This is a genomic window from Nocardioides sp. CCNWLW239 (assembly GCF_037137035.1).
In the GTDB taxonomy this organism is placed as follows: Bacteria; Actinomycetota; Actinomycetes; order Propionibacteriales; family Nocardioidaceae; genus Nocardioides.
On record NZ_JBBBNW010000001.1, the window covers coordinates 475,947 to 487,729 of the forward strand.

9 protein-coding genes are annotated in these 11,783 nt (G+C 72.0%); all 9 read right to left on the bottom strand.

The features are described from left to right. Positions 1-60: 60 nt before the first annotated feature. A complete protein-coding gene (locus WBG06_RS02355; RefSeq protein WP_336734756.1) occupies positions 61-1,272 on the bottom strand; it encodes an ABC transporter permease in 1,212 nt (403 codons plus the stop codon). Then, on the bottom strand, positions 1,269-1,958 hold the full coding sequence (locus WBG06_RS02360; protein ID WP_336734758.1) for an ABC transporter ATP-binding protein: 690 nt from the start codon (positions 1,956-1,958) through the stop codon (positions 1,269-1,271). Before WBG06_RS02360 ends, WBG06_RS02355 begins: the two co-directional genes overlap by 4 nt. Beyond that, on the bottom strand, positions 1,951-3,042 hold the full coding sequence (locus tag WBG06_RS02365) for an efflux RND transporter periplasmic adaptor subunit (RefSeq protein ID WP_336734760.1): 1,092 nt from the start codon (positions 3,040-3,042) through the stop codon (positions 1,951-1,953). Before WBG06_RS02365 ends, WBG06_RS02360 begins: the two co-directional genes overlap by 8 nt. Continuing rightward, complete coding sequence (locus tag WBG06_RS02370; protein WP_336734763.1) at positions 3,039-3,608, bottom strand: hypothetical protein; 570 nt, start codon at positions 3,606-3,608, stop codon at positions 3,039-3,041. The genes WBG06_RS02365 and WBG06_RS02370 overlap by 4 nt, the downstream gene beginning before the upstream one ends. Positions 3,609-3,718: 110 nt before the next feature. Beyond that, positions 3,719-5,128 (bottom strand): sensor histidine kinase, encoded by a 1,410-nt coding sequence (locus WBG06_RS02375; RefSeq protein WP_336734765.1) that lies wholly within the window; start codon positions 5,126-5,128, stop codon positions 3,719-3,721. Beyond that, a complete protein-coding gene (locus WBG06_RS02380; protein WP_336734767.1) occupies positions 5,125-5,823 on the bottom strand; it encodes a response regulator transcription factor in 699 nt (232 codons plus the stop codon). Before WBG06_RS02380 ends, WBG06_RS02375 begins: the two co-directional genes overlap by 4 nt. Positions 5,824-5,899: 76 nt before the next feature. Beyond that, a complete protein-coding gene (locus WBG06_RS02385) occupies positions 5,900-6,430 on the bottom strand; it encodes a GNAT family N-acetyltransferase (protein ID WP_336734770.1) in 531 nt (176 codons plus the stop codon). Positions 6,431-6,452: 22 nt separating this feature from the next. After that, positions 6,453-7,787, bottom strand: a complete 1,335-nt coding sequence (locus tag WBG06_RS02390; RefSeq protein WP_336734772.1) for a M1 family metallopeptidase — start codon at positions 7,785-7,787, stop codon at positions 6,453-6,455. Beyond that, entirely contained in the window at positions 7,784-11,644 is a 3,861-nt protein-coding gene (locus tag WBG06_RS02395; protein ID WP_336734774.1) for a Pls/PosA family non-ribosomal peptide synthetase, read from the bottom strand. Before WBG06_RS02395 ends, WBG06_RS02390 begins: the two co-directional genes overlap by 4 nt. Positions 11,645-11,783: the final 139 nt, after the last annotated feature.

Sequence of the window (11,783 nt, forward strand, 5' to 3'; positions counted from 1 at the left end):
GAGTGCCAGCCTCATGTTTAGCACTCGACCCCTGCGAGTGCAAGCGACGACGGGTGTCGGTCATGCCGCTCGCAACGCCTCGGTCGGCGAGAGCCGCGCGGCTCTCGCGGCCGGGTAGACGCCCGCCAGGATGCCGATGAGGAGCGCCGCGACCAGGCCGTACCCCACCGACTCCGGTGGCATCGCGAAGGTGATCGCCTTCCACCGGGCGTATCCGAAGGTGACCACGGCCCCGGCCATCACCCCCAGCACCCCGCCGGCCAGCGAGAGCAGCACCGCCTCGACCAGGAACTGCGTACGGATGTGGCGTCCGGTGGCCCCCAGTGCCCGGCGCAGACCTATCTCGCGGCGCCGTTCGAGCACCGACATCACCATCACGTTGGCGGTGCCGACCGCGCCGACCAGCAGCGCGACCGCGCCCAGGCCCAGGAAGAGCGAGGTGAAGGCGTCCTCGGCCGCCGCCTTGGCGGCGATCACGTCGGAGGGACGCGAGACGTCGACGTTCTCGGGCGCCTCGGGATTGACCTGGGCAGCGAGTACGCCGCTGACCGCGTCCACCGCGTCCGGGACCGTGCGCACGTAGAGCAGCGAAGGGTCCAGCTCGTCGTCGAGATAGGCCTCCGCGGCGTCGTAGCCGACGAGGGCCGCCCGGTCCAGGTCCGGGGAGAGCGGCAGCGGCTCCATGATGCCGACGACCTGCCAGGCCCGCCCATCCATCCAGACCGAGACGCCGCTGCCGACCGAGGTGATCCCGAGACGCTCCGCGGCGACCGATCCCAGCACCACGACCGGGAAGTCGTCGACCGCCGCATCGAGGAACCGGCCTGTGGCCATCTCGCCCGCCAGGGTGTCGAGAGTGCCCGGGGTGGCGGCCTTCGCCGAGAGTCCGTTGGTGCGGTAGGGGTCGGCCAACGAGCTGCGCAGCGGAACGGCCGACAGGTCGGTGACCTGGGCGACGTCCTCCACGGGCTCGATGTTGCGCGCCTGGGTGGCCGCGGTCCGGGGCATCGCGGTGTCACCGCCCATCCCGAACCCCTCCCCTGCCTTGGCCTCCAGCAGGTTGGTCCCCAGCGAGTCCAGCTGCTCCAGCAGGTCTGCCTGGGAGGAGCGGGAGATGCCGAGCACGGCCACGACGGTCGCCACGCCGATCGCGATGCCGAAGGCGGAGAGCAGGCTGCGCAGCTTGCGCGCTCGCAGCGCCCTTCCTCCGGCGCGGGCCTGGTCGGCGATCGAGACCCGGGACGGTTCCACCCGCGTACGCCAGCGGCTCATGCCGCCACCACCTGGGAGTCGTGCGTGATCAGGCCGTCCCGGATCTCGACCTGACGGGCCATCCGGGCGGCGACCTCGTGCTCGTGGGTGATCACCACGATCGTGGTGCCGTCGCGGTGCAGCTCGTCGAAGAGGTTGAGCACCTCCTCGCCGGAGTGGCTGTCCAGGTTGCCGGTGGGCTCGTCGGCGAAGACGATGGCCGGCCGGTTGAGCAGCGCCCGCGCGACCGCCACCCGCTGTCGCTCACCACCGGAGAGGATCCGCGGGTCGTGGTCGAGCCGATGGCCGAGGCCCACCCGCTCCAGGACCTCGCGGGCCCGGCGGATGCGCTCGGGGCGGCGTACGCCGCTGTAGAGGAGGCCCTGGGCGACGTTCTCGGTCGCGGACAGACCGTCGATGAGGTGGAAGCTCTGGAAGACGAAGCCGACACGGTGCGAGCGCAGCCCGGCCAGCTCGTCCTCGGACAGCTCGGTGGTGTCGTACCCGTCGATCACCACCGCTCCGCTCGTGGGTCGCTCCAGGGTGCCGACGATGTGCAGCAGGGTCGACTTCCCCGAGCCCGAGGGGCCGACGATGGCGACCTGCTCCCCGGCGGCGACCTGCAGGTTCACACCATGGAGGACCTCCAGGTCACCGTAGCTCTTGCGTACGTCCCGCATCTCCAGGACGCTGGTGCGCTCACTCATCGGGCACCGCCACGGTGTCGCCCTCGGCCAGTCCCGCGGTGATCTCGACGTAGCCGTCGGCGTAGAGCCCGACCTCGACGCCGGTGAGCGTCTCGGTGTCGCCGGTGACCAGCTGGACACCGAACCCGCCCTCGGCCAGAGCGACCAGGGCCGTCACCGGCACCGTGAGGACGTTCTTCTTCGTCTCGCTGGTCAGGTCGACCGACACGGTGGCCAGGCTCATCCCCTCGGCGAGCTTCGGATCATCGAGGGTGAGGGTGATCGGGATGACCGAGGTCGTCTCGCCCTCGTTGCCCGTCGACTGCTCCAGGGCGCCGACCGAGGTGATCTTCGCCTTCGCCTCCTTGCCGCTGGGCAGGGTCACCGTCGCCGTGGCGCCGACCTTGGCGAGTGCCTCGGAGTCGGGGTCGAGACCGACCGCGACGACCTGGTCGGTGCTGGCGGCCTGGTAGAGCCCGGCGCCGCCACCCGGCCCGACCTGCTGGCCGAGCGTCGCCTGGTGCGCCCCGATCCGGATCTTCCCCGGGGTGATCACGAAGTCGGCCGGGTCGGCCGTACCGGTCTCCTCCAGGCCGTGGTCGGACTGGAAGTCGTAGAGGGCCGACTGCGTCGACTCGGTGAAGTCCTGGTCGACGGTGCCGGGGTCGTAGCCCATCTCCTTCAGGTTGCGCTCCAGGAGGCGTACGTCCTTGGCGTCCTCGGAGCCCAGGTCGAGCGGGCGCCACATCGGGGTGGAGCCGGTGAGCAGGATGACCGGCACGTCGTCCACCCGGTACGCCACGTCGCCCTGTTTCAGCACGCTGCCCTCCTCGGGCAGCTCGGTGAGCGTGCCCTGGGCGGAGCTGACGACGTCGAAGGAGTCGTCGTACTCCAGGGTGCCGCTGACCTGCTCGGTGTCGGCGAGGGTGCGCCGCTCGACGGTCGCGGTGCTCCCCGACGGCGCCTCCTCCGCGGCGCCTTCGGCCGGGCTGAGGAAGCGGGTGTAGCCCGCGAAGCCGGCCACGCCGAGCCCGGCGACCAGCAGCAGCACGGCGGTGCCGGCCAGCACGGTCCGGCCCCGGCGACGGGGTGCGACGGCGCTCACTGGGGACCGCCCTTCCGCATCTCGTCCATGCCCGACTCCTCGGCACACTTCTTCTGGGCAGCCTGCACCTTCGGGTCCTCGGGATCGATGCCCTCGGGCATCCGCATCATCACGCCGCCACCGCTGAAGTCCGGGTCGGGCACGTCCACGCCGTTCTCCCGCATGCAGGCCGCGAACTCGAGCACCCGGTCCTGCATCTCCTGGACCTGCTCGGGGTCGCGCTGACCTCCGATACCGCCCTCGGGGCGCTTGTCCTCACATGCCTTCATCGCCTTGTCACGGACCTCGGGGTCGGGCATCCCGCCTTTGCCGCCCTGCCCCTGGATCCGCACGCCGCCGTCCTCGGTGAACTCCGGGTCGGGCATGTCCACGCCGTTCTCGCGCATACAGGCCGCGAAGTCGAGCCACTGCTGCTCGACGTCCTCGGCGTCGGCCGAGGGGCTCGCCGAGCTGTCGGCCTCCTGGTCGCTGAGGGTGGCCACGCCACCGTCGTCGGCGCCGCCGCCGCACGCAGCCAGCGTGATCGCCAACAACGCGGCACCGATCGCCACGGTCGTCCGTCGCATCTGGTCCTCCTGGTCGTCTCGTCCGTCCTTCGGGTGACGCCGACGCTAGGAGCCCGCTTTGTGAGTCTTCGCTGGGCAACCTGAGAGGTCCGTGAAGAGACTCGGAGAGGTCAGCGACGCTCGGAGAACCGGATGCCGACCTCGCTCCCGCCGCCCTCGCGGGCACGGAAGAACGGCGTGCCGCCGTGGCGCGCGGAGACCTCGGCGACGATCGCCAGCCCCAGGCCCGAACCGGGCAGCTCGCGGTCCGTCTCGGCGCGCCAGAAGCGTTCGAAGGCCAGCGCTGCCTCGGCGTCGGAGAGGCCGGGGCCGCGATCGGCGGCGTACAGCTCCTCGTCGCGAACCACGACCGAGACCGGCCCGTCGGAGAACTTCAGCGCGTTGTCGAGAAGGTTGACCACCGCCCGCTCCAGGGCCGCCGGGTCGCCGGTGATCCGGTGCGGCTCGAGGTCGAGGTCGAAACGGCGCGCCGGGTCACGGCGCTGGGCACGCTCGACGGCTCGCAGCACGACCTCGTCGACCTGGACCGGACCGGGCGCGACGTCGGTGTCGCCGTTGCCCCGGGCCATGTGGCTCAGCTCGGTGACCAGGTCGGCCAGCTCCTCGACCTGGCCCAGCACCGCCTGCGCCACCCTGCGTCTCTGCTCGGGAGGCAGCGGCCGACCGCTGTCGTCGAGCCGCATCAGCCACTCCACGTTGGTGCGCAGGCTCGTCACCGGCGTACGCAGCTCGTGACCGGCGTCGGCCACCAGCTGCTGCTGGCGCCGCCGGGACCCGGCCAGCCGGGTCATCATCGCGTGGAACGCGACGCTCAGCCTGGACACCTCGTCGCGGGAACCCTCGGCGTGCTCGACGTCGAGCGGTACGTCGAGGTCGTCGGTCGCGGCGACGTACTCGGCGGCCGCCGTCAGCCGCTCGATCGGGCCCACCAGAAAGCGGGCCAGCAGCATGCCGGCGAACGCCGCCAACAGCACCCCGAGCAGGCTGGCCAGACCGAGCAGCCCGGCCAGGCTGCGCAGGGTCGCATCGACCTCCTCCAGCGAGCGCACCGACTGGGCGGCCAGCCCCGGCTCGACCGCCTTGGTCAGCACCCTGACCCGGGTGCCCTCGTCGGTGGTGGTGTCGCGGACGACCTCGCCGTGACCGGACTCCGCGACCGCCCGCTCCTCGGCGTCGGGCTCGACCAGCCGCTCCTGCTCCCCCAGCAGGCAGACCGATCCGTCAGCCCTGAGCAGCTGCACCTTCGGCACCGGCGCGTCCTGCGCGGCCAGCTCCGGCGGCAGCACCGGTGGGTCCTCGCACATCCGCTCGGTCAGGCCCTCGCTGAACGCCGTGACCCGCTTCCCGTCCTCGTCGATCGCGCCACGGATCACCAGCCGGTCCCCGAGCGAGCTGTCGATCTGGCGCAGCAGGGTGGCCCGAGTCGCAGTCCACGCGAAGACGCTGGCCAGCACGATCGCCAGGGCCACCACCACGGCCGACAGCAGCGCGATCCGGGCCCGGATCGGCCAACGCCTCACGACGGCTCCTTCAAGACGTAGCCGACACCGCGTACGTTGTGGATCAGGCGCGGCCCGCCGCCCGACTCGGTCTTGCGGCGCAGGCACCCGACGAAGACGTCGAGCGTGTTGGAGCCGGAGTCGAAGTCCAGCCCCCAGACCTCGCGGAGGATGGTGTCGCGGGAGAGCACGCGACGCGGGTTCTGCAGGAAGAGCTCGAGCAGGTCGTACTCGGTGCGGGTCAGGTCCACGCGGCGCTCGTCCACGGTCACCTCACGCAGGGCGGGTTCGGCGACGATGCCGGCGAAGCGGAGCCGCCCGCTCCCGACCCCGGCCCGACGGCGCAGCAGCGCTCGCATCCTGGCGAGCAGCTCCTCGAGGGCGAACGGCTTGACCAGGTAGTCGTCGGCGCCCGCGTCGAGCCCGGTGACCCGCTCCTCGGTGCCGTCGCGGGCGGTGAGCAGGAGGATCGGTACGTCGAGGTGCCGCGAGCGCACCCGCCGGCACACCTCCAGGCCGTCGATGTGAGGCAGCCCGATGTCGAGGATCATCAGGTCGGGTACGTCCTCGGAGAGACGCCCGAGCGCCTCGCCCCCGTCCGCGGCGGTGGTCACGGCGTACCCCTCGAAGGCGAGCCCGCCCTTCAGGCTCGTGCGCACGTCCGGCTCGTCGTCGACGAGCAGCACCCGGACAGGATCGGCTGAGGTCGTGGTCACGCGATTCAGGATCGCTCGGGATCCTGAGAGGACATGAAAGCCGCAGCTCCCCAGGGCTTGGTCGCAGGGGCCAGGGTCAGAGAGATTTCGCGAGCTCGGCGAACTCGAGGTCGTCGCGCAGCGGCAGACCGAAGCGCTCGTCGCCGTAGGGGAACGGCTCGAAGCGTCCGGTGCGCCGGAACCCTCGCCTCTCGTAGAACGCGATCAGGTCCTCGCGCTGGCGGATCACCGTCATCCGGATCTCGTCCGCTCCCCACGCCCGTGCGATCCGCTCGGCCTCAGCCATCACGGCCTTGCCGACCCCGCCGCCCTGCAGCACCGGCGAGACCGAGAACATCCCGAAGTAGACGTACGTCTCGCGCTTCTGCAGCTGGCAGCAGGCGACGATCTCGCCCGGCCGTTCGGCGGACTCGGCGACCAGGAGCCGGGAGCCCGGAGCGGTGATCACCTCTCCCACGCCCTCGGGGTCGGTGCGCTGGCCGGCGAGCAGGTCGGCCTCGGTGGTCCAGCCTGCCCGGGAGGCGTCGCCGCGGTAGGCCGACTCGATCAGCGGGACCAGGACATCGACGTCGGACAGGGTCGCATCACGGAAGGTCAGCTCGAGCACGTCGTCGAGGATAACCGGCTGTTCAGGCAGGCAACTCCGGCAGCGCCGTCCGCCGCAGCCACGCGTCGAAGGGCGAGGTCAGGTCGCGGCCGCAGACCTCGGCCACGAGCGCCTCGAAGTCGGCGGTGGTGGCCGAGCCGCCGCTGTGCCGGGACACCCAGGTACGCAGGATCCGGAAGAACGCCTCGTCCCCGACCGTACGCCGCAGCGCGTGCAGGGTGAGCGCTCCGCGCTTGTAGACGCGGTCGTCGAACATGTCCTCGGGACCCGGGTCGGCCAGCACCAGGTCCTGCGGCAGCCCGGCCAGCCGGCGGTGGTGATGACGGGCGTGCTCTCCGCACGCACGACCTCCGGAGGCCTCCGACCAGAGCCACTCGCTGTAGCAGGCGAAACCCTCGTGCAGCCAGATGTCGCGCCACTCGCGCAGGGTCACCGCGTTGCCGAACCACTGGTGGGCGAGCTCGTGGGCCACGAGGCGTACCTCCGCCCACTCCCCGGTGAGGTGGTTGCGCCCGAAGGTCGACAGCGACTGCGACTCGAGCGGGATCTCGAGCTCGTCGTCGGTGACCACGACGGAGTAGGAGGCGAAGGGGTAGGGCCCGAAGACCGAGGTGAAGTAGGCCATCATCTCCCGCTGCCGACCGAAGGAGGCCTCGAACCCGGCGGTGGCGTCGACCGGGTACGCAGCCCGGATCGGCACCCGCCCACCCGGTCCTTCGCTCACCGGGATGTCGGCGACCCGGTAGCGGCCGATCTGCACCGTGGCCAAGTAGGTCGCCATCGGCTCGCCCTGCAAGTAGCGCCAGGTCTCCGCACTGCCGCGGCGTACGTGGGAGGTCAGCTCGCCGTTGGCGACGACCGTGTAGCCGGGCGCGGTGGTCACGCCGATCGTATAGCGGGCCTTGTCCGAGGGGCGGTCGTTGCAGGGGAACCAGGTCGGCGCACCATGGGGCTGACCTGCGACGATGACACCGTCCTCCAGCTCCTCCCAGCCGGCGTCGCCGTGGTGCGGCGCCACCAGCGGCCGCGGCTTGCCCGCGTAGCGGACCGAGATCACGAACTCCTCGCCGACCGCGATCCGCGAGCGGAGGTTCAGCACCAGCCGGTGGTCACGGTGACCCCATCTGGCCGGTGGACGTCCGTCGATCGTCACCTTCTGCACCCGCAGGTGGGCGAGGTCGAGGACGACCCGGTCGATGTCGGCGTCGGCGACCGCGCGGATCGTCGCCGTCCCCGCAAGCCGGTTGCCGACCAGGTCGTAGGTGAGGTCGAGGTCGTAGTGGGTCGCACTCCACGACGGATCCCCGTGACCCGAGAGATAGGGATCGGCGGTGGGGGGTTTCGGCACGGCGGTCATGCTAGGCCGTCCTGGTCCCAGGGACCGATCGGATTGCCGATCCACAGCGTCTTGTCCGGAAGGCTCTCTCCGCGCATCACCAGCGAGGCCGGCCCGACGACCGCATGCCGGCCGATCGTCGCCGCGGGCAGGATCACCGAGTTGGGCCCCAGGGTGGCTCCGCGCCGCAGGACCACCTCGTCGAGAGCCAGGACACGGTCGTGGAAGAGATGGGTCTGGACGACCGTCCCGGCGTTGACCGTGGCACCGTCGCCCAGATCGACCAGGTCGGTCTCGGGGAGCCAGTGGGTCTCGATCCACACGCCGCGACCGATCCTGGCGCCGAGCGCACGGAACCAGAGGTTGAGCACCGGAGTGCCGGACACCGCACCCGTGAACCACGGCGCCGCGAGCACCTCGACGAAGGTGTCGGCCAGCTCGTTGGCCCACACGAACCAGCTCCACAGCGGGTGCGACCCCGCCCGGATCCTGCCCACCAGCAGCCACTTCGCCGCCACGGTGAGGCCGGCCGCGACCGCCCCGGCCGCCGCCAGCACCGGCCCAGCCGCGAGACCCGCGACGAGCAGATCGGTGGCCGCCCAGATCCTGACGAGCGCATAGGCAGCGCCCGCATACAGCAGCACCGCGAGCGTCTGCGGCACCAGCCGGGCCAGCTCGACGAGCGCCCGGAAGACCCTGAGCCGGACCGGCGGATCATAGGTACGCCCCGAGTCGGCCTCACCGGCGGCGCGCCGCAGCGGCGCCGGCGGCGAACCGAGCCAGCTCTTCCCCTTCCGGGCACGCTTGCGGCGAGGGGCCGCGCTGAGCACCGCGACCAGCGACGCCTTCGGCACCTTGCGGCCGGGGGCAGCCATCCCGGAGTTGCCGACGAAGGCCCGTTTGCCGATCTTGACCCGCTCGACCCGCAGCCAGCCGCCGCCGAGCTCGTAGCCGCCGATCAGGGTGTCGTCGGCCAGGAAGCTCTGGTCGTTGACCTGGGTCAGGCCGGGGATCATCAGCACGGTCGACGCCTCGACATGACGCCCGATCTTCGCCCCCAGCGCCCGCAGCCACCACGGCGTCAGCGTCGAGGAGTAGAGCGGGAAGAGCCAGGTGCGCGCCTCGTCGAGCACCTGCATCGTCGACCAGACCGCGACGCCGGCCAGGCTGCGTACGGGATGTACGCCGGGGCGGATCGCCAGTCCGGCGAGCCGCACCACCACCCAGATCAGTGCGGCCAGCGCCACGAAGCCGGCCGCGACCGCGACCGGGCTCCAGGCGAGCAGCAGCCCGACATCGGCAGAGGAGGCGGGCACGCCGGCGAGGGCGACCCCGACGAGCATCCCGACACCGATGGCGACCGCGGGGAGCAGCGCGAGCACGGCCGACGCGATGCCGTAGAGCACCATCCAGACCTGGGCCCGTGCCTGCGGCGGCTGCCACGGCCCGCGCGCCTCCCGGGCGGCCCGGACCGCCGGCGAGCCCGACCAGAACTCGCCCGCCGGCACCGTGCCGAAGACCGCGGACCCGGGTCCGACCTCGGCGTCGTCGCCGACCCGGGCACCCGGCAGCAGCGTCGACCGTGCCCCGACCCGGGCGCGATCGCCCACCGACACCTCGCCCAGATGGAGCACGTCGCCCTCGATCCAGTGGCCGGAGAGGTCGACCTCCTGCTCGATCGAGCAACCCTTGCCGAGGGTGAGCATGCCGGTGACCGGCGGCAGGCTGTGCAGGTCGACGTTCTTGCCCATCCGCACGCCGAGCAGCCGGGCGTACCAGAGCATCCACGGCGCCCCCGCGAGCCCGTGCGCGCCGAGCTCGTCGACGGCATGCGTCGCCAGCCAGAGCCGGAGGTGGACCTTGCCACCGCGCGGGTGCTCCCCCGGAGAGATCCCGTGCAGGATAAGCCGGGCGACCCCGGCCGCGAGCAGCATCCGGCCCGGCGGGGTCAGGAAGGCGAGGACTGCGGGCACGAGGACCCACCAGCGAAGCGTTGGCAGCCAGGGCGCCCAGGGCTGGGCGAGGGTCGTCCCCAGCGCGATCCAGGTCAGCCAGCGGGGCGCCGCCAGGCAGCGCAGCAGGATCGTCGCGATCACCTGCGCGACCTGGGTCTTGAGACGAACCGCCGGCACCTCCCGCTCGGAGACCGCGGCCGAGCTGCCGAGCTCGTCGACGTACGCGGCCAACGCACCGAGCTTCGGCCGGTCGTAGACGTCGCCGAGCGCGACGTCCGGGAAACGCTCCCGGATCAGGCTCACGATCTGGGCAGCGGTGAGGCTGCCGCCGCCGAGGTCGAAGAAGTCGGCGCTCGGGCCGGTGATCTCGGCACCCAGGACGTCGTTCCACAGCCCGGCCAGCCAGGCCTCGGTGTCGCTGAGCCCCTCCCCCGTCCCGGCGGAGGCCAGCGGCCACGGCAGCGCGTCGCGGTCCACCTTCCCGCTGGTGCGGGTCGGGAGGCTGTCGACCACCGCCAGCCGCGGCACCAGGGCCGCGGGCATGTCGGCGCGCAGCCGGGCGACGGACCTGGCTTGGTCGAAGGTCTCGTCGACGGTGACATAGCCGACCAGCAGGCTGTTGCCGGCCGCGCTCTTCCGCACCGCGGCCGCAGCCCCGACGACACCGTCGAGCTGCAGCAGGGCGCTGTCGATCTCGCCGAGCTCGATCCGCCGGCCGCCGAGCTTGATCTGGTCGTCCGCACGGCCGCCGAAGAGCAGCCCGGCCGGGTCGTTCACGACCAGATCGCCGGAGCGGTAGGCCCGCGACCAGCCGAGGGTGGGCATCGGGGCGTACTTCTCGGCGTCCTTGGCCGCGTCCAGGTAGCGCGCCAGGCCGACGCCGCCGATGATCAGCTCGCCGGTCTCACCCTCGGGGACCGGGATGCCGGTGGCCGGATCGACGACAGCCAGGTCCCAGCCGTCGAGCGGGAGGCCGATGCGTACGGGCCCTTCGGCGGTCAGCTGTGCGCCGCACGCCACGACCGTGGCCTCGGTCGGGCCGTAGGTGTTCCACACCTCCCGGTCGGGCGTGACCAGGCGGGCCGCGAGCTCCGGCGGGATCGCCTCCCCGCCGGTGATCAGCAGCCGGACGCGGTCGAGCGACGACGGCGGCCAGAGGGCGACCAGCGTGGGCACCGTCGAGACGATGGTGATCTGGTTGGCGACCAGCCACGGCCCGACGTCGACCCCGGAGCGCACCAGCGCCCGCGGCGCCGGGACCAGGCAGGCACCGTAGCGCCACGCCAGCCAGATCTCCTCGCAGCTCGCGTCGAAGGCGACCGAGAGCCCCGCCATCACCCGGTCACCGACGCCGATCGGGGCGTCCTGGAGGAAGAGGCGCGACTCGGCATCGACGAAAGCCGCGGCGTTGCGGTGGGTGACGGCGACCCCCTTGGGCGTACCCGTCGAACCCGACGTGAAGATCACCCAGGCGTCGTCGTCGGTCGACGGATCCTCCGGCTCGCGGGTCTCGACAGGATCGACCACCGGATCCACCTCGACCATCAGCGTGATCCGTAGGTCGTCGGTCACGACCGCGGCGACCTGCGCCTCCCCGAAGACCAGCCGGGCCCGCTCCTCGGGGTCGTCGGCGTCGACCGGCACATAGGCGGCGCCGGCGCAGAGGATGCCGAGGATCGCGACGTACAGGTCGGTCGTCCCGCTCGCGATCCTCAGCCCGACCTTGTCCCCCGGTCCGACCCCGGCGGCGTTGAGCTCTGCGGCCAGCCCCTCGGCGGCCTCCTCGAGCTCGGCGTACGTCAGCAGGCCGTTGCCCGCGTCGACGGCCGGCTCGTCGGGCACCTGGGCGGCGGTGGCCCGGAAGATGTCGACGAGCGTCCGGGGCTCAGGCGCAAGATCGCCACGCAGCAATGGATCGGTCACGCGACCACCTCCGTTGCGCAAGCGCCATGGTACGGACGTGATCGCGTGAAGCCTGGATGATTCACTCGCTGACGCTCGCTCACACGCGGAGCCTTCCGGGGTCAGTTGAACGGATGCCATACATCTTCCGTCCTCTGCG

Bases quoted from the DNA above. Each gene is read 5' to 3' on its own strand.
- WBG06_RS02355 (WP_336734756.1), bottom strand. From the start codon at position 1,272: ATGAGCCGCTGGCGTACGCGGGTGGAACCGTCCCGGGTCTCGATCGCC.
- WBG06_RS02360 (WP_336734758.1), bottom strand. From the start codon at position 1,958: ATGAGTGAGCGCACCAGCGTCCTGGAGATGCGGGACGTACGCAAGAGC.
- WBG06_RS02370 (WP_336734763.1), bottom strand. From the start codon at position 3,608: ATGCGACGGACGACCGTGGCGATCGGTGCCGCGTTGTTGGCGATCACG.
- WBG06_RS02390 (WP_336734772.1), bottom strand. From the start codon at position 7,787: ATGACCGCCGTGCCGAAACCCCCCACCGCCGATCCCTATCTCTCGGGT.